General features: G+C 46.4%; 20 protein-coding genes. 11 read left to right on the top strand and 9 right to left on the bottom strand.

Annotated elements, in window-relative coordinates:
• Positions 1–43 precede the first annotated feature (43 nt).
• Positions 44–1,252: an IS4 family transposase gene (locus tag BGX14_RS07965; protein ID WP_095878730.1), complete on the bottom strand. Its 1,209-nt coding sequence runs from the start codon at positions 1,250–1,252 to the stop codon at positions 44–46.
• A gap of 147 nt (positions 1,253–1,399) precedes the next feature.
• Between BGX14_RS07965 and BGX14_RS07960 the strand changes: the two genes are divergently transcribed.
• Entirely contained in the window at positions 1,400–2,965 is a 1,566-nt protein-coding gene (locus BGX14_RS07960; protein WP_095879561.1) for a lamin tail domain-containing protein, read from the top strand.
• Between the two features lie 228 nt (positions 2,966–3,193).
• Here the strand turns inward: BGX14_RS07960 and BGX14_RS07955 are convergent, their stop codons facing one another.
• From BGX14_RS07955 to BGX14_RS07945, 3 genes are all read right to left on the bottom strand, one after another.
• A complete protein-coding gene (locus BGX14_RS07955) occupies positions 3,194–3,742 on the bottom strand; it encodes a hypothetical protein (RefSeq protein ID WP_095879560.1) in 549 nt (182 codons plus the stop codon).
• 8 nt (positions 3,743–3,750) lie between these two features.
• Positions 3,751–4,281, bottom strand: a complete 531-nt coding sequence (locus BGX14_RS07950; protein ID WP_143394190.1) for a hypothetical protein — start codon at positions 4,279–4,281, stop codon at positions 3,751–3,753.
• 112 nt (positions 4,282–4,393) lie between these two features.
• Positions 4,394–4,696, bottom strand: coding sequence for a hypothetical protein (locus tag BGX14_RS07945; RefSeq protein ID WP_143394189.1), 303 nt, complete (start codon positions 4,694–4,696; stop codon positions 4,394–4,396).
• Between the two features lie 505 nt (positions 4,697–5,201).
• Between BGX14_RS07945 and BGX14_RS07940 the strand changes: the two genes are divergently transcribed.
• On the top strand, positions 5,202–5,903 hold the full coding sequence (locus BGX14_RS07940) for a hypothetical protein (RefSeq protein ID WP_095879557.1): 702 nt from the start codon (positions 5,202–5,204) through the stop codon (positions 5,901–5,903).
• On the opposite strand, the gene BGX14_RS07935 is transcribed toward BGX14_RS07940, so the two are convergent.
• A complete protein-coding gene (locus BGX14_RS07935) occupies positions 5,845–6,684 on the bottom strand; it encodes a hypothetical protein (protein ID WP_073305969.1) in 840 nt (279 codons plus the stop codon). The two genes, BGX14_RS07940 and BGX14_RS07935, sit on opposite strands and share 59 nt — an antisense overlap.
• 145 nt (positions 6,685–6,829) lie before the next feature.
• Between BGX14_RS07935 and BGX14_RS07930 the strand changes: the two genes are divergently transcribed.
• The 7 genes from BGX14_RS07930 to BGX14_RS15525 all read left to right on the top strand — a co-directional run bounded on the left by BGX14_RS07930 (position 6,830) and on the right by BGX14_RS15525 (position 12,158).
• On the top strand, positions 6,830–7,963 hold the full coding sequence (locus tag BGX14_RS07930; RefSeq protein WP_158223267.1) for an ABC transporter substrate-binding protein: 1,134 nt from the start codon (positions 6,830–6,832) through the stop codon (positions 7,961–7,963).
• A gap of 6 nt (positions 7,964–7,969) precedes the next feature.
• Positions 7,970–8,773 (top strand): cyclic nucleotide-binding domain-containing protein, encoded by an 804-nt coding sequence (locus BGX14_RS07925; protein WP_095879555.1) that lies wholly within the window; start codon positions 7,970–7,972, stop codon positions 8,771–8,773.
• Between the two features lie 23 nt (positions 8,774–8,796).
• On the top strand, positions 8,797–9,822 hold the full coding sequence (gene purM, locus BGX14_RS07920; RefSeq protein ID WP_095879554.1) for a phosphoribosylformylglycinamidine cyclo-ligase: 1,026 nt from the start codon (positions 8,797–8,799) through the stop codon (positions 9,820–9,822).
• 189 nt (positions 9,823–10,011) lie between these two features.
• Complete coding sequence (locus tag BGX14_RS07915; protein WP_233126448.1) at positions 10,012–10,179, top strand: hypothetical protein; 168 nt, start codon at positions 10,012–10,014, stop codon at positions 10,177–10,179.
• 153 nt (positions 10,180–10,332) lie between these two features.
• Positions 10,333–10,482: an IS3 family transposase gene (locus BGX14_RS07910; protein ID WP_083545887.1), complete on the top strand. Its 150-nt coding sequence runs from the start codon at positions 10,333–10,335 to the stop codon at positions 10,480–10,482.
• A gap of 158 nt (positions 10,483–10,640) precedes the next feature.
• The gene (locus tag BGX14_RS07905) at positions 10,641–11,993 is read left to right on the top strand and encodes an IS5 family transposase (RefSeq protein WP_198951155.1); all 1,353 of its coding nucleotides are present in this window, start codon (positions 10,641–10,643) and stop codon (positions 11,991–11,993) included.
• Positions 11,994–12,014: 21 nt separating this feature from the next.
• Positions 12,015–12,158: a hypothetical protein gene (locus BGX14_RS15525; RefSeq protein WP_158223266.1), complete on the top strand. Its 144-nt coding sequence runs from the start codon at positions 12,015–12,017 to the stop codon at positions 12,156–12,158.
• 405 nt (positions 12,159–12,563) lie between these two features.
• On the opposite strand, the gene BGX14_RS07895 is transcribed toward BGX14_RS15525, so the two are convergent.
• The 3 genes from BGX14_RS07895 to BGX14_RS07885 form a co-directional block, all read right to left on the bottom strand.
• A complete protein-coding gene (locus BGX14_RS07895; RefSeq protein WP_143394188.1) occupies positions 12,564–12,923 on the bottom strand; it encodes an integrase core domain-containing protein in 360 nt (119 codons plus the stop codon).
• A 114-nt stretch (positions 12,924–13,037) separates the two neighbouring features.
• Complete coding sequence (locus tag BGX14_RS07890) at positions 13,038–14,051, bottom strand: hypothetical protein (protein ID WP_095879551.1); 1,014 nt, start codon at positions 14,049–14,051, stop codon at positions 13,038–13,040.
• Between the two features lie 117 nt (positions 14,052–14,168).
• Positions 14,169–14,807 carry a hypothetical protein gene (locus BGX14_RS07885; protein ID WP_095879550.1) on the bottom strand — a complete coding sequence of 213 codons (639 nt, stop codon included), beginning with the start codon at positions 14,805–14,807 and terminating at the stop codon, positions 14,169–14,171.
• A gap of 11 nt (positions 14,808–14,818) precedes the next feature.
• Here BGX14_RS07885 and BGX14_RS07880 point away from each other — a divergent pair, with 11 nt between their 5' ends.
• Together BGX14_RS07880 and BGX14_RS07875 are read left to right on the top strand one after the other, a co-directional pair.
• Complete coding sequence (locus tag BGX14_RS07880; protein WP_095878959.1) at positions 14,819–15,154, top strand: transposase; 336 nt, start codon at positions 14,819–14,821, stop codon at positions 15,152–15,154.
• Positions 15,155–15,165: 11 nt separating this feature from the next.
• Positions 15,166–16,119 (top strand): DDE-type integrase/transposase/recombinase, encoded by a 954-nt coding sequence (locus tag BGX14_RS07875; protein WP_095878958.1) that lies wholly within the window; start codon positions 15,166–15,168, stop codon positions 16,117–16,119.
• On the opposite strand, the gene BGX14_RS07870 is transcribed toward BGX14_RS07875, so the two are convergent.
• On the bottom strand, positions 16,095–16,397 hold the full coding sequence (locus tag BGX14_RS07870) for a hypothetical protein (RefSeq protein ID WP_095879549.1): 303 nt from the start codon (positions 16,395–16,397) through the stop codon (positions 16,095–16,097). The two genes, BGX14_RS07875 and BGX14_RS07870, sit on opposite strands and share 25 nt — an antisense overlap.
• Positions 16,398–16,436: the final 39 nt, after the last annotated feature.

The following is a 16,436-nucleotide window of genomic DNA, read 5'->3' as shown; positions in this document are numbered from 1 at the left end:
GTTTTCAAGGAAAACGGGACTTGTTTCAAAATACGAGCCCCCTTCAGTTCAGTTGGGACAGGAATGACTGCTGTGATTGCGGTGGAGCGAGTCCACCGACGTATGCATCCCTTACAGCCTTTATTGGAGATTCCAGGAGTTTGTACAGGTCTACGTAGTAGGTTGCACACTGGCGTATCAGCAGAACCGTGCTGGAGAAACTCAGCTTCCTTTTTGTCTGCGCACGAACAATGGCTGTCAGCAGGTTAGCTATCATTACTATCCAGATCTGTATCCGGATCGCATTCTCGCTGTCTCCGTAAAAGAAATGAAGCGGAAAATTCTGCTTGAGACTGCGGTAGAAGGTTTCTATCTGCCAGCGTCTTCGATAAATTTCGACTATTTCCTTGGCAGGAAGTTCATTGTTGTTCGTAAGCAGCCGCCATGTCTTTCCCGTCTCCTCGACATAATGTTCGACTATGCGGGCCCTGTGAACTCGCTCCTTCTTGCGGGAGACAAAATGAAATTGGACATTCTCGTCCCGAAGTATGTTGTCTGAAACGGGGTTGTCCGACACATGGTCGTACTTGAGGTTCTTCTTCATCCTGGTCACGTAGGTCGTTTTCTTTTTGGAGAAGCTCTCGAACAACTTGTAGTCGATGTATGCCCTGTCTATAGCAAGAAATGATTCCGAGGGAAGCTTGACTTTCTTGAGTTCAGTGCTGTCATGTTTCGCTGCCGGGGTCACGATGACGAACTCCGGCGCTCCAGACGAATCCTTCATCACGGTGTGCGCCTTGACTCCGCCCTTCTTCTTGCCCAGCTTCGGGTTCCTGCCGGCACCCTTCATCACGTCGGTGAAGAGGGAGACAGTCGTCGAGTCCATGACATAAAGCCTTTTGGACCAAAAATAGTCCCGGCTGTCCGCTAAACAGTGCTCGTACTTCTTGTGCAACTCATGGTAGAGCCGTTCGAATATCGCGGCCGGTCTCCGTCCGTTCGCGTCAGCGAATGTGCTTCTTTTGGGGATCTCCGTAAGTCCGGCGTGGACTAGCCGTCTCGATTCCGCTTCGAGCCCCAGCAAGATTTGATTGATGGACTTGTACTGCTCCATGACGGAAAACAAGAGCACAAGCAAATGCTGGTACGCATCGAACTTCTTGACATAGCGTTCCCCGCCGTTCTGTCTAGATAGGGACAGGACAAGGTTCTTGGGAATAAGCTTCATTATCTGGGAAAATACCGGCTGTCCGCTAAAGTTGCTATCTTTCATACTGCTTTTGGTTCCTTTTATTTGTGGTTATTTAAAACGATACCAAAAGTGACGGCTCTCGATTATCGGGAACCGTCTTTTTTTATAACTTTTCTACGAAATTGATTAACTTTTAGCGGACACTATTAATTCCAAGGAGGTTTTCGCATGAAAAAAGAATGGCGTTTACCGTTTTCGACGGTGACTTTGACAGCGGCTTTTGCCTTCGCTTTTATCGGTTGCAGTGACAGCAGCAGCGGAAAGACGCGGGAAGTGGGAATTGCCGCGATGACTTGCACCGAACTGATGTACAATCCAGCGCCCGGCTATCCGGAATTTGTCGAACTCAAGCTGACGGGGAAATCGCTTTCCAGTATGTCGGCGGTCAATTTGCGTTTGGACGGTGCCGTGCAGTATTCTTTTCCCGATGAACCTTTGGATATCGATGAAATTATCGTCGTGACGGAAGATGCGTCGCTTTTCCGGGAGAAATATCCCTCTTTCACGGGACGGCTTTTCCAATGGGACGCCGGGTATAAACTTTCCAATTCAGGAGATGTTTTGGAAATCAAATTGGACGGGAAGGGGGATTTTGACGCCCGCTTTGACAACAATCCGCCTTGGCCGAGTCTTGCCGACGGAAACGGCAGCTCCCTCGTTTTCATTGGAGACAATCCCGCTTATGCGGAATCGTGGGCGGCGAGCAAAACCGTGAACGGCAATCCGGGTTCTATCGAGGACCCGTATTACGCCGCTTCGTCGGTGCGCATCAACGAAATTATGCCGTATCACGGTGGCGAATCGAAATCGTGGATAGAATTTTACAATGCGGGTCCTGCGGAAGCGGATATCGGCGGTTGGAAGCTTATCCGTGCCGATGTCAAGGATAGCGTACGCTATATTCCGGCGGGGACAAAAATTGCGGCGGAAGGCTATGTCGTATTGGATTCCTTGGAAAGCGAATCGGGAAATTTGGAGGCGGTTTCTTTTGTCGCGCGTGGTGAAGCGGTTTATTTGCGTGAAGTGCAAGCGGGAAAGGTGACGGGAGTGGAATCCGGCTTGGAATATGCTGCGGTTCTTCCGGGGCATTCTGCGGGCGTGATTTCGCTTTCCGACGAGACGAGCCAGCAGGGAATGCTGCAAAAACCGACAAAGGGTGCAGCCAATTCGGAAATTTCCCTGGGACCGCTTTTCATCAGCGAAGTCTTTTACAATCCTCTTGATGGCGACGTGGAATTTTTGGAAATCGTTAACAACTCGGATTCTTCCGTCACTCTCCGCACGATGCTGAATACGCTGTTCGTCGGTTGGAAAATTTCGGGAGTCGGTTTTGAATTCGGGGAGAGCAATGTGCTTTTGCCGCAGGAAGTCGCCGTTCTTATCCCTACCAATTATACGGCAGCCGACGGATTTTCTTCGGTTCCCGTAACGGTGGAAGAATTTCGCGCCAAATGGAAGTTGCCCGAATCGCTGCAGATTTTCCAGTATGCGGGAAAACTTTCCAACCGCGGGGAAAAAATCTCCGTGGAAAATCCGCTGGAAATCGCCAAGAATTTGAAAGATTCTTCGGTCGTCTATTATCAGGTTTCCGATGCGATACTTTACTCGGATCGGGGGCTTTGGCCCGAAGACGCGGACGGTTACGGCTACAGCCTCCATCGTCGGGATTACGCGGTTTCGGGTTACGAGCCGTCGAATTGGGATGCGAAGGAGCCTACTCCGGGCAAAATCTGAATTTCAACGGCTTCTAAAATCTGACCACTAGCTACTTTTTCTTTGATAGAATAGATCTGGTCTTTGGATTTTTTGTCTTGGAATCAATTATTTCTTCAATCGTTGAAGAAAAGGTGGCTTGCAGAGATGGTTCTTGATTTTTAAGTTTAGAAGTTTTGCAAGGTTTTCATGAATGTCTATAAATCCTTGCGAATTTCAAACATTCGCTACAGCTAAAATTTTTTCCTTTCAAAACGCCACGAGCAAATTCAGCCCGCCGCCCGCATTCGCCAAATTCACCGACGGAACAAGCATCCATTGCACGGAATTTTCACGCCGATCCTTGTAACGCTTGAGCGCATCGATATACTCGTCTCGGCGATTCGCATGGCCTTTGCAATCCCTATACTCATCGATGTTGGAAATCAGGATAGGAACACCGACCAAATAAAAAGGAATAGCAACGACGATAAATGTTACACCAAGTAAACGGTAAAAGCTCTCGTCGCCAAAAGAGTTAAGCAGGCCAATCCCTCCCGCAAGCAAGCCAGATCCAAGCCCGACATAAACGCCTCCGAAAATCATGCCAGTCACATTCGAACGATAGTCGGCATTCAAACTTTCTTCAACAATTAAAGCGTTATAGATGGATAGGCTGTCATCCACCCCGCCAGTCGAAAGCTCTTCACCCTGTTTCAAAGGAAACTCCCCATTCGCCAAAGTGGTTTCCTCCGCATTGGCAAATCCCCAAAACAGACTCCACAACAAAAACAACAGCATCCGTTTATTCCGCATCATTCCATACCTCAAAACGCCACGAGCAAATTCAGCCTGCCGCCCGCATTCGCCAGATTCACCGAAGGAACGATTGTCCATTGCACGGAATTTTCTCGCCGTTCCTTGTAACGCTTGAACGCATCGATATACTCGTCTCGCCGGTTCGCATGGCCTTTGCGCACGACAAATTTATACGTGTTGTATAAAAAAACAGGAAGACCAACTAGATAAAATGGAATAGAAATTGCAGAAAAGAAGCCTACCGAAATTGCCGACGCAAAATCATTTTTTGAAACGTCATTAATGGCCACACTCAAAAAAAATGTTCCTGAGCCAATCAAAAATCCTCCAACAATCATCCCGGCGACATTGGGACCATAATGGGAATCGTAATTTTCTTTGGCTATCAGGTCATTATAAATTTTCACGCTGTCGCCATTGAATTCAACGGAAGTTTTTTCATTTTGCTCCAACGGATTTTCCGCCAACGGCATAGCAACAGCATACTCCAAAAGCAGATGCAGCAGTAAAAAAAACAGGAGACATCCATTTCGCATCATTTCAAAGTTTTCTCCAACCGAAGAATCCCGCCGTGTTTGGTTTTTAAATTAAAAAACATCTCGATGTTTTTTGCAGAGATACTCGAAAAATCATCGCAGACATCTTTTAGATTTAGGTGAAAAGGTACACCCAAAAATTTTTTCTCGCATTCGCATCCAATGTCCCATCCATGCTAAATTTCAAATCATCGTCGCTCAAATCCATCTTAAAGTTGTAGAAATAATACTCATTTACACTCTTAATTTCCTTTACATTTTCCAACATATCTGTTGTGCCGAAATCATGATATCCGGAATTTTCATAAACCGATAGCAAATTTTGCAGGCTTTCCCCATCCATAGAAATAGAAACCATCCCAGCATCCGAATTTGGCGCAAATTCGGCTTTACATAACGATAATGCAATTAAAAACAATAGAACGGGTTTGCAAATTTTAAACACATCAAAAAGATAATACGATTTTTTTCGTTGTCAATGCTTTTTAGGTTGTTTTTCGTTGCGTTATTTTTGTCTTCAAAATTTAAAAATATAAAACGCTTGGAAAAATTCGACGGACGGTGCTGATACCTTGCTCCATTTTTTTATATCTTTCCCTAAAAATTATGCAAATCGGAATCCGCTTTTCTTTGGACGGAAAAACTCAGACGGAAATAAGCAAATCCAAAATAGGGAACAAAAATTCCTCATGGCTCTTTTGAAATTGTAGGTGGCAGGGCGTCCTCGAATATCCACAAAGCCTTGTAAATTTCAAACATTTTTTCGTCATAAACCTAACAAATACTGGGATGGGCAATTATTTGAAGGACGACTCGTCAAAGCCCGTTTTAGCTTGCCTTTCGTAAAATTTTATTTCATGGTGAACAAATCGCCGTGAAAAACGTTAATCCCATAGGGGTTCCACTTTTAGAGGAGAACCCTTATGAATCAATCCGCGGAATCAAACGCATTTAAAGTCGGTTTTTTTGTCGATGGCTTTACTTTGCGCAAAGTCAATGAATACTACCGCAATCAAGTCCCGGAATGCAACGGCATCAATTTATTGGGGCTTAAAAATTGGGCGGCTGCCCAGGCAAGTCGTTATTTTTGGGCGGGGCGTTCCATTGAAATGATGTCGCATTATTATCATCCCTATCGCAATCCCGAAGAGGACAACGATTTTCGTCATCGCGGAATGATGTTCTTTTCGGGGGAGCTTGCCAAAGCCGGTTTTGGCGTTCATTTTGCCGAAGTGAATTATGTGAAAAACCTGTGCCCCAACATGGCTCTGAAAGAAGACGTGTTACTTTATGCGCAATACAAGCAGCTGGACGCCTTGATTCTTGCCAGTACGCAGGGGCAGTTTGCGGGCCTTCCCGAACGGCTTGCCCGAATGAATGTCCCCACTCTTCTTTTGGGCTGGAACTTTACCTATTGCAATCAGAACCGCGAGGTCCATTGGCATACGGACAAGGATTTGCGCCGGGAATCGACTTACTACATTCCGATGGAACGGGTGATGGAAAAAAATAGAGCCAGCAGAGATGTGCTGACTCGAGAGTTGTTTTTGTCGCCTAGGGGAAAAGCTACAGCTTGTCGCGGAGTTTCTTCTGGTTTTCCGAAAGGAATGTCCAGGTTAGCTTGACGCCCATAAACCAGGTGTCGCCGTTGTTGTCCGGTTCGCCGAGAAGATAGCCTTCCACGTCAAATTCGTTGAAGCGGATAACGCGGTAGCCCGCATAAGCACCGATGGAGAACGGGTCCAAATCGACTCGCAGTTCGAGTTGGGTGTTGATGGTGGGCGAGAACACGCTGTAATAGCGATTGCGCACGGTTACGGTATCGCCGTCTTCGGTTCTGAAGGCGTAGTTGGAACCGAGGTGGATGTTCAACAGGTTGATGCCGAAGCCGACGGAGGGAATCAAATTGATGATGGTGCTTTCACCGAAGAGCTTCCAGCCGAACATCCAGTCGATGCCGTAAGAGAACCATTTGATATCGTAAAGATCGTGGCCGCTGCTGTTTTTGCTCGCCGGTTTTTCGGAAACTTGGGTGGGCATGAAGTTGATGTCGAACCAGGTCAGGAACTGGTGGTATTGCGCACCGACTTCCACGTGCAGACCGAGATAGTAATCGTTGAAATGCTCGTATTGGGAAATCGAACCGTCCTTTTCAAAAACGGTGACGGTCGAGGTGTCGTCTTCGACTTGATATGTTTCCAGATGCCCGAAATTTTTGCTGAACAGAATTTTGTTCAGGTAATTCGCATAGGCACTGCGCATTCCCCGGTAGTCCGCGTTAATGGAAATGAATCCGCGGATGTCGTGCTTTTCATAAAAGCCCTCTTCGGGTTCGGCAAATACGAAAGACGTTATCGCACAAAGAGTTGCGACAAAAAGGGTAAGGGAAATCTTTCTGTTTTTCATGTTGCTTAAAATAGCTTAAAAATTTTACATGGAGATATTTTTTCTAGGAATTTTAATCGGAAAAGGCAAAGCCCTTTCTGGATTTTGATATGTTTGGCGCATGAAAATGAGACGGATAACGCTGATTGGGCTTTTTTTCTTGGTAATGGCCGTCGTCATATGGGTTTGGGGCTTGCCGGGAGAAAGACGGGCTGATGCGAAAAATCGGGCCTATGCAGAAAGTGCCGCTTTGTCTCTTTCTTATGCGGCGAATTTTGGAGTGGATTCCTGCGGCGGTTTTCGGATCCTGTGGGTGCGAAACGGAAAAATGCCTCCTTTGCGCTGGCTCTTGCGGGATTCTCTTTCTCCGTCGAATGTGCCGCCGGATTTGGCGGAGCTTCCGCGTCTTGCGCTTCCCGTTGAACGGATGACGATACTTTCTTCGACCTATCTTGGATACCTTTCCGCATTGAAGGTGCCGGAGCGGATTGTCGGTGTGGATTCCAAAAAATACATTGCGGATTCGGCCTTTTACCGTCGAGTGGACTCTTTGCGGGTGAGCGAAGTCGGTGAAGGCGTGGAACTTTCTCCCGAAAAAATATACGGGCTGCGCTCCGATGCCATTTTTGCATTTTCGACAGGCGAGACAATTCACGATGCGTACCCCAAGCTTTCGCAGTTAAAGATGCCGGTCGTATTGACTTCGGAATGGCGGGAAAAACATCCGCTCGGCAAAGCGGAATGGATAAAGTTCTTTGGCGTTCTGACCGGTCGCGAAGCTCTGGCGGATTCCCTTTTTTCTCAAAGCGAAAAAAAATATTTGGCGATTAAAGGCCGGCTGGATTTGTTGAAAGACTCGGAAAGGCCCGTTGTTTTCACGGGAACGCCGTCTTCGGGAAGCTGGCTCGCTTCTTCGGGAAACAGCTTTATGGCCGCGCTTATCCGGGATGCGGGAGGGATCTATCTTTGGCGGTCGGACTCGGCTTCAGAAACGCTTTCTCTGCCTTTTGAAAGGACTTTAATCGATGTGCAAAAAGCGGATGTGTGGATCAATGCGGGCGGATACGCGACTCTCGACGAAATCAGCGCAAACGAGGAGCGGATTCGGCTTTTTCCCGTGTGGAAATCCGGTGAAATTTACGGTTATGATTTGCGAAAAGGGCCTGCGGGCGGGTTGGATTACTACGAAAGTGCGGTGGTAAAGCCGGATTCCTTGCTGCTGGACGTGGCGAAAATTCTACATCCAGCTCTTTTTCCGGGGATCTCTTCCAAATGGTATCGTAAACTTTCTAATATTTAATTTGATATGATTGGTCGTTCTGGTATTGGTGATTGGATCTCGGCGTCTTATGAAATGGAGAAACCGTTCCTTCAGCAGATTCCGCGTGAATCCGCCGATTTTTTCTTGTTGAATTCCCAAATTCGGGAATACGAAGCGGGAGAAGCGATTATTGTCGGTGGAGAAATGGGAGAAACGTTTTGCGTGTTGCAGAGCGGTCGCGCCCAGATTTGCGGTCGGATGTTTGCGGACGGCAGCTACAATGTCATCGCCTGGTTGGAAACGGGCGCTTGCTTTGGGGAAATATCGATTCTTTGCAACGAGCCAATCAACAATACGGTGATTGCTGCCGAGGATTGCACGGTGCTGCACCTCCCGCGGGAAGCGTTCATCAAGTTCTTGGAAAAAAATCCGAGCATTGTCGTCTGCCTGTATAAAATTGCGGCGGATCGCTTGCGGGCAAAAAATCAGGCCTTGGACGAATTTGAAAGCCTGTCTCTTTTGGCGAGCGCACGTGTTTTGCCTTTTATCGATTTTGCCCAGACGTTGGAAAAAAGCCGCATTACGGGAACGGTGCTTTTGGAATGCGAAGGCGTTTCGGGCTTTATCGCCTTTAGGGACGGTCGGATTTGCTGTGCGAAATGCGGACGCTTGACCGGGCCGGACGCTTTGGAAAAGATGCTTTCTTGGGACGACTCGGCTCTGTTCAAATTGGACACGCATCTGATGCCGGACGCTGTAAACATCAATCAACAGGCCGATACGACGAGTTTAATTCTGGATGCCTTGCGCAATATCGATGAAAAGCAGCTCCAGCAAAAAAATCAATAAAACAAACACAAAGGAAAAATCGTATGAATTATGCAGACGCTGGTGTTTCCCTTTCTCGTGCAGACGAAGCCATGGTCGGCGTGAAAAAGTCGGTTCGTTCTACGTTCAATGCGGGCGTTTTGGGCGATGTCGGCAATTTTGGCGGACTCTTCACCCTGAACCATTTGGGCCTGAAAGATCCGGTTCTGGTCAGCTCCGTCGATGGCGTTGGAACCAAGCTCAAGGTCGATATCGAAATGGGAACGCACACGTTGCCTGGACAGGACATTGTGAACCACTGCTGCAACGATATTCTCGTTCAGGGTGCGCGTCCGCTCTTCTTCCTCGACTATGTCGCCATGGGTGCTCTCGACCCGCAGGTGATGACAGGCATAGTGGAAGGTATGTCCAAGGCTTGCTGCGAAAACGATATGGTCCTTATCGGTGGCGAAACGGCGGAAATGCCGGGCATGTACGCAATCGGCGACTACGATATTTCAGGCACGATTGTCGGTGTTGTCGAACGCGAAAATATCATTGACGGTTCTCGCATTCATCCGGGCACCAAGATTTTGGGACTTCCTTCTACAGGATTGCATACCAATGGGTATTCGTTGGCCCGCAAAGCGCTGTTTGAAGTGGCGGGTTACAAGGTGGATTCTCGCGTGGAAGGCCTCGACAAGACAATCGGCGAAGCTCTCACGGTGCCGCACCGCAGCTATTACAAGAGCCTGATCGAACTCACCGATGCTAAAAAAATCGACGGCCTTGTCCATGTGACGGGTTCGGGTTTCCAGGGAAACATCCCGCGGATTCTTCCTGCTGATGTGGACGTGGTCATTGACCGCACTTCTTGGGAAGTTCCGGCGATTTTCAAAATCATCCAGCAGGCTGGCAGTGTTGAAAAGGATGAAATGTATTCGACTTTCAATATGGGAATCGGGATGCTCGTGTTTGTCGATGATGCGAACCTGGCGGACGTGGAAGCCCATCTGAAATCGAAGAACGAACCGTTCTACCATGTTGGCGAAGTGGTGAAAGGAACGAAAAAGGTTCTCTTCCGCGACTAGTTTCGGGATTTCGAAAGCATAGAAGAAAGGCTCCCATTTTTCGGGAGCCTTTGCTGTTGTAAAAAATCCTTTCGGAATCATAGATAAAGGCTATTTTTAAGAAAATCGTTCCACACTTAGCTTGGAATGACCGGAAAAAGTTATACTGACGCAACTAGTGGCTTATTACTTTTAAAGGAGGAACAGGCAATGCTCAAACCCGCAAATAAAGAAGAACTGAAGAGAATCATCAAAAACCGCATTCAGACAGAGGGAATCAAATGCGATCTGAACGACATTGACGTTTCGGACATCACGGACATGAGCGATATGTTCAGTGGAAGTCGGTTTGAAGGCGAGATCGCCTCGGCAATGTAAACATGCGAGCATGTTTACGCTGCACTCGGCTCACGGTCATTGCGCAACCCCCAAAAGGTAAAACAATGGCAAAAATCTACAAGCCGAGAGTCGCGAGCAAGCTTGCTTGCTCATGACCGAGGCGCAGAAATATAAATCACGAAGTGATTTTCGATGGCCTACAGGCGTGACTTCAAGGACCTCGAAGACGTGCGGGAGGCCGTTTTCAGGTACATCGAGCTGTTCTACAACCGCAAAAGACTCCACAGTTCGCTCGGGTACATGACCCCGGTCGAATATAGGCTGTCAAAACAGGCTGCCTAGACCACAAGGGTATACCACTTAACAAGAAAAAAGGATATATTTAGTCCTCCCTTAAAATCCCGCCCAGCCCGCATAACTATTGGGAAAAATTGATTTCTACCCTGTGAAAATATTGCAAGGTTTTCTAAAATATGACTGAAAACCTTGCAATTTTTCCCATGTATAGACCTCCGAAATCCCACGCACAGACAAGCCTTTTCTGTTCCCTTGAGGAGCAGTTGAACCACAAGCATCCCCTTTACGTTCTTGCGAACAAGATTGACTGGAACAAGTTCGAGACCGAGTTTTCGAAACTGTTTGACGACAAAATGGGTGCGCCGAACAAGCCGATCCGTCTCATGACCGGGCTCATCATCCTGAAGCACATCCGCAACGTATCGGACGAGTCCGTCGTGGAGCAGTTCCAGGAAAACGCCTATTACCAGTACTTTTGCGGAGAACGGTTCTTCTCGACGGAGCAACCCTGCGACCCGAGCGAACTTGTCCACTTCCGGCATAAGATCGGCGAGGAAGGCTTGGACATGATCCTCAAGGAAAGTATCCTCGTCAACGATGACCACGATAAACAAGGACCGACAGGATGCGGCACGGTCTTTCTTGACACGACCGTGCAGGAAAAGAACATCACGTTCCCTACAGACGCCAAACTTGCGAACAAGATAATAGATCAGGTGCAGAAAATTGTGGAAGAACGCGGCCTTCCGCAGAGACAGTCCTACAAGAGAACCTTGAAGAAGATTCATCGTGACCAGCGTTTCCGCAATCACCCGAAAAACGCCAAAAAGGCTCACAAGGCGGATCGCAGGCTGAAGACAATCGCGGGACGGCTCGTCCGTGAATTAGAGCGAAATCTCGCCAGCAAGAACTTGTTGAACACGTACAAAGGAAAAATCGAGCTTTTCAAAAAAGTTCTGGCACAGAAGAAATGCGACAAGGACAAGGTCTATTCGCTTCACGAACCCGAAGTAAAATGCATCGGCAAGGGCAAGGAACACAAGAAATACGAGTTCGGCAACAAGGTGTCAATCGCCCGGAGCTACAACGGTATCATTGTCGGCGCGGTCTCGTTCCGGGACGAGTATGACGGACATACGATAGACGATACGCTTGACCATGTTGAACAAATGCTTGGATTCAGGCCGAGCCGGGCCGCATGCGACCGAGGCTACCGCGGACAAAAGGAATCCGGAACGACAAAGATCGTGATACCGGACGTTCCGAAGAAAAACGCGACTTACTACCAGAAGAAAAAGGCTCACAAGCTTTTTTGCAAGAGGGCTGGCATCGAACCAATCAATGGTCACTTGAAGAGCGACCACCGCATGGGTCGCAACTTCTACAAGGGAATCTTTGGCGACATGCTCAATGCAAAGCTTGCAGCAGCGGCGTTCAACTTCAAGAGGGCCATGAGGCGCTTTTTTGTCCTGTTGGAATGGCTATACTGTTGCTTCCTTTGCCGGGAAGGGGTGAATAAAAACGGCGAACCTCCTTATCCTGCGCTCGCGAAGTGACTTTTTAAGGGTCAACTAATTATGAAACCATCTATAAGCGAACTTTACCAGGCTTTTGCAGATTTAACACTTGCTTTTAACCTTTTGCCAAATCCGGATATTTCCGTTATTGGTGTTGGCTGGTTTTTGGGCCTTGTGTTTCTTTTCTATATGATTTTCCCTTGATTTGCATTTTTGTTGCAAACTAAAAAACGCGCATGGTTCGCCATGTTATTGTCGATTGTCTTCCATGTAATTCTTGTGCGTTATTTCTTGACAAACGAGTTCTGTACAGCAAGTCAGATTAGCAATGCTCGCCATAATATGGTGTTCAGTTTTCCCTTTTTCATGGCCGGCGGCTTATTGTACTTGTACAAGGATAAACTGTCATTTGAAAAGTTTAGCAGCAAGGTCATTCTTCTTTTGGTGGCTTGCGCAGCAACAATCATTTACTTTACACCGTGGGCACCTAAACCCTTTGGCGAAAAATTTTTATGGATTGGTATAATATTCATACTGTGGATCATGTATGCCATGCGGCAATTTTCAGGCAATATGTCCGCTCGGTTAGTTTAGTTTAAAGTTAGTATGTCATACTGCTTTTTGCAAGTGGATTCGATGTTTTAGGCTGACGGTTTCATCAATTTTGTAGAACTTTCTCCTTCCCCCAAAGCGTTCAGGATGCAGTTCCCTGGACCTTTCCAGCAACGCATTTCTGCGGTCTAGAATCTCCTGGTGGTAGCCAAAATGAACGGCGCACGGCGGCAGCAAATCCAGTCCGGAGTGCAGATGTTCGTTGTTGTACCAGTCCACAAATTCCACGACAAATCGTTCTGCGTCCTCGATAGTCATGAAGTATTCCGGATATACCACACGACTTTTCATCGTAGCAAAAATGCTCTCGGCAAAGGCGTTGTCGTTACTCGTATGCGGCCGGCTATGGCTTGACATCACGTGGGCCCGCCTTGTCCTTGGGGTGGCGCACCCCGGCAATTTTCAGGCAATATGTCCGCTGGTCTTCTTGATATTCTTTAATGCTTTTTTCTCTATAAAAAGACTCCGATATTATACTTGGAAAATCTCTGCTTGAAAGTTTCCGTTGCAATCGAATAAAACTTTTTGGGGCTTGACGATTTCATTATGGGGACATTTGTCAATCATCTGTTGCCAAAAAAATTTGTATGCGTTAATTTGAGAAGAAGGATCTTTATGATTTATGAAGTCGTCAAAAAAAGTTTTTGCGTCGTTTCGCAGTCCATGCTGATTAATTGTATGCATGATGGAGGCAATCATGAGTTGGTCTGTGGAAACGAGAATTGGCTTGTCTAATTTCTCAATGAGTCTGGTTTCTTTTGCATTTATTTTTTGTATTTCTTGGTTGCTAAAGCGATTATGAATCTCTTCGACAAAAATAGATTTGTTTTTTGAGGAATCGTCTATTAGAGTAATGGGTCCTGTTTTAAGTTTATAATTGATAAGTGTTCCGTATTCTTTATGTCTTATCCTGTCTATCTTTTCATATTCGTTGGAGAAAATGGATTCTGCTTCAATATTTTGCACGATATAGTAATCAAATCCGAAGAATGAAATGAAAATAGAATCATTTAAATCTAATGGATAGGATACTTTCCGTTTCTTGGATGTGAATGTGTTGTAATCAAAAAGTCCCCATCTGTTTTGCATTTTCAAAGCTAAACACCACTCTGCTCCTAATTCGTCGGCGATTACTTTTCTTTTTGCTAAACTGGTTTCTGTAATATCATTGAATGTGTCTGACTCTTTGCTTTTTACTTCTATAAAAAATTTTTTCCCGTCTTTCTTTTTTAAGAAAAAATCAGGAGTTTTTGTGTCTGTCAATTTAGAAAACGATTCGTCAAATCCTAAAATAAATTCGAATTGTTCGGAGAAATGCGAAATTAAGGCAAATTCATATTCGCAGTTTAAACCTGAAATACGACGTTCAATACCATCTCGTATTCCTAATTCATCGATTAAGTTTTGATTGGTTTTCTCTGACAAAAATGATCTAATGGCATTATACGCGTGTATTTTTGTTATGCTGTTGTCGTTTAGTTCCATTGCTATTATTTCCTTTTTTGGAGAATTTGGGGAGAGCGAATTGTCTTCAATTTCGAATTTGCAAAAAAACTTGCGAACTTTTAATGTGATGCGACTCTTCGTTACCGAACAAGTGTCTTATTTTTTCATCATTTTATCAATAATGTCTTTAATTACGGAAGATTTGTAAAAATATGATATGCCGGAATGTCCTTTGTCAGAATGAAAATGACCGGCATTTATTCCTATAAGTTTCATTTCACGGAAGAAACCTTCCGGTGCCTGTAGACCATCACCAACAGGAAACCCTTTTTGTGCCGCGAAAACAGGACTACCCGATGATCCTCCCGATGAAAAACCTTCATAAGCGATCCGTGCTGCAACAGGATCATCTTGCTGATAACAATAATCAGTTCTCGGATCACTAGCAATCGTTCCCATACGGAATATTGGAATGTTCTTTTGGTGGTCAAACCATTCTGGAAATCCAGGATATGCAATGCCATCACAAACAGTTAGTTTTGTATTTATCCATTCTTTGTCGGCGAGAAGATTGTACTCGATTGCGCTATTGACTGTTAGACTGTCAGATAGGGTCAGGTTGGTTAAGCATACGACATCGTTGTGCTGATTTTCGGCAAAACCTACGATTGCATTTGTAATTGAGACTTTTTTGAATCCTAGTGGCTGACCATTCTGGTCGATGGATATGTTGTAGCGCTTAACCGCAACTTGGAAAAAATTGAGGAAGCTAATAAGGTGTATATTTCCAACCAAGGAGCCACCTTATGGCAGAAGAAAATAAACCTGAAAAACAGAAACGTCGCCGCCTGAGTGCGGAGGACAAAGTCAAAATCCTGAGCGAAATTCTCCTCAAGGGCAGGGGCTTATCTGAACTTGCGGACGAGTACAAGATACATCCGAACAAAATTCTCGAATGGAGGAAGGTACTTTTCGAATCCGCTACGGGGATTTTCGAGCAGAAACGCCCCGACATAACCGAAAAGGCGCAACAGCGTAAAATAGACGCTCTCGAGAAAACCCTGGCCGACAAGGATGCCGTCATCGCCGACATCGCTCAGGAGAACCTGGCCCTCAAAAAAAAATTAACTGGCCGTCCCTAGGAAAGAAGAAAATGAGCCTCTCCGAACGGACCGCCATCATTGCGGAAATCGACGCCATTTACGCAAGGACGGGAATCGCCCCGTCCAGGCTGGTATCCTTTTTGGGAATCCCGCAAAGTACATGGAACAACTGGGTTTCGCGGAGGAAGGCGGAAACGCGGCATAACCACGATACGCCGAAGTCCAACTGGATGACCCCGGAAGAGACTCGCGCCATCGTCGACTTCTGCAAACAGTACAAGGACCATCTGCATGGATACCGCTACCTGGCCTGGCTTATGGTAGACAGGGATATCGCATACGCCCGTCCATCGACGGTTTACAACATACTGAAGAGGAACAACCTTTTCGGCAAATGGGCTTTTCCTGCGGAAGCGCGGAAAAAGGGGTTCGACCAGCCGACACGTCCGAATGAACAGTGGCATACGGATTATTCCTACGTCAGAGTTTGCGGAGTGTTCTTCTACTTCGCCTGCGTCCTGGACGGGTTCAGCCGCAAGGTTCTCGTCTGGGACCTTTTCTCCACGATGGAAGGCTTGAACGTTGAAATTCTCGTGACCAGGGCGAAGGAACTCCATCCCGATGCGCATGCCCGCATAATCCACGATAACGGGAAGCAGTTCGCCTCGAAGGATTTCCTCGATCTGGTTTCGAAACTTGAACTCAGGGAGACCTCTACATCTCCCTTCCATCCGCAAAGCAACGGGAAAGTGGAACGTTTTCACAAGACCCTCAAGGCGGAGGAAGTCCGTCGTGACGCTTACCAGGACTATTCCGATGCAAAGAGGAAAATGTCGGACTGGATCAATTACTACAACTCGGAACGGCTACATTCCGCAATCGGATTCCTGACTCCTGACGAGGTTTTCGCAGGAAAGATGGAGGAACGACTTGCAGAACGAAGAACAAAATTGTATAATGCGACAAGAGAACGTGAGGACTATTGGGCTAACCAACCGACCTGACGGAATCCCTTATTAGCTTTGTTAAAATTTTCCAAGTTCAACTTGGGCGGGACAATGTGGCTTTCAATAGCCAATCTATCCATAACAAATCCTTTGAATTTTGGATCAGAGTATCCAGGATCGACAACATGCCTATTTGTTACTAAAAAGGATTGACTGTTGGCGGTTATAACAAAGAATCCTGTTCCTTGAAAATTTGCTGTTTCTGCCCCTCTACTGCACTGTACGCTTATTTTTTTAGCAGAATAAAGAAAACTGTTTTTTATTCCGTGTATCATTTTTTTCTCTGCGAATTTTTATTGCTAATTCCAAATAAA

The sequence above is a fragment of the Fibrobacter sp. UWS1 genome, from assembly GCF_002300445.1.
GTDB classification, from domain to species: domain Bacteria; phylum Fibrobacterota; class Fibrobacteria; order Fibrobacterales; family Fibrobacteraceae; genus Hallerella; species Hallerella intestinalis.
The sequence above is the reverse complement of the archived record's forward strand: the minus strand, read 5'-3'. Positions and strand labels throughout refer to the sequence as shown.

Excerpts from the sequence above, each read along its gene's own strand:
- BGX14_RS07940 (WP_095879557.1), top strand. The coding sequence starts at position 5,202 with ATGAATCAATCCGCGGAATCAAACGCATTTAAAGTCGGTTTTTTTGTC.
- purM (WP_095879554.1), top strand. The coding sequence starts at position 8,797 with ATGAATTATGCAGACGCTGGTGTTTCCCTTTCTCGTGCAGACGAAGCC.
- BGX14_RS07915 (WP_233126448.1), top strand. The coding sequence starts at position 10,012 with ATGCTCAAACCCGCAAATAAAGAAGAACTGAAGAGAATCATCAAAAAC.
- BGX14_RS07870 (WP_095879549.1), bottom strand. The coding sequence starts at position 16,397 with ATGATACACGGAATAAAAAACAGTTTTCTTTATTCTGCTAAAAAAATA.
- BGX14_RS07895 (WP_143394188.1), bottom strand. The coding sequence starts at position 12,923 with ATGTCAAGCCATAGCCGGCCGCATACGAGTAACGACAACGCCTTTGCC.
- BGX14_RS07965 (WP_095878730.1), bottom strand. The coding sequence starts at position 1,252 with ATGAAAGATAGCAACTTTAGCGGACAGCCGGTATTTTCCCAGATAATG.
- BGX14_RS07880 (WP_095878959.1), top strand. The coding sequence starts at position 14,819 with ATGGCAGAAGAAAATAAACCTGAAAAACAGAAACGTCGCCGCCTGAGT.
- BGX14_RS07960 (WP_095879561.1), top strand. The coding sequence starts at position 1,400 with ATGAAAAAAGAATGGCGTTTACCGTTTTCGACGGTGACTTTGACAGCG.
- BGX14_RS07935 (WP_073305969.1), bottom strand. The coding sequence starts at position 6,684 with ATGAAAAACAGAAAGATTTCCCTTACCCTTTTTGTCGCAACTCTTTGT.
- BGX14_RS07905 (WP_198951155.1), top strand. The coding sequence starts at position 10,641 with ATGTATAGACCTCCGAAATCCCACGCACAGACAAGCCTTTTCTGTTCC.
- BGX14_RS07875 (WP_095878958.1), top strand. The coding sequence starts at position 15,166 with ATGAGCCTCTCCGAACGGACCGCCATCATTGCGGAAATCGACGCCATT.
- BGX14_RS07890 (WP_095879551.1), bottom strand. The coding sequence starts at position 14,051 with ATGGAACTAAACGACAACAGCATAACAAAAATACACGCGTATAATGCC.
- BGX14_RS15525 (WP_158223266.1), top strand. The coding sequence starts at position 12,015 with ATGAAACCATCTATAAGCGAACTTTACCAGGCTTTTGCAGATTTAACA.
- BGX14_RS07930 (WP_158223267.1), top strand. The coding sequence starts at position 6,830 with ATGGCCGTCGTCATATGGGTTTGGGGCTTGCCGGGAGAAAGACGGGCT.
- BGX14_RS07925 (WP_095879555.1), top strand. The coding sequence starts at position 7,970 with ATGATTGGTCGTTCTGGTATTGGTGATTGGATCTCGGCGTCTTATGAA.
- BGX14_RS07955 (WP_095879560.1), bottom strand. The coding sequence starts at position 3,742 with ATGATGCGGAATAAACGGATGCTGTTGTTTTTGTTGTGGAGTCTGTTT.
- BGX14_RS07950 (WP_143394190.1), bottom strand. The coding sequence starts at position 4,281 with ATGATGCGAAATGGATGTCTCCTGTTTTTTTTACTGCTGCATCTGCTT.
- BGX14_RS07910 (WP_083545887.1), top strand. The coding sequence starts at position 10,333 with ATGGCCTACAGGCGTGACTTCAAGGACCTCGAAGACGTGCGGGAGGCC.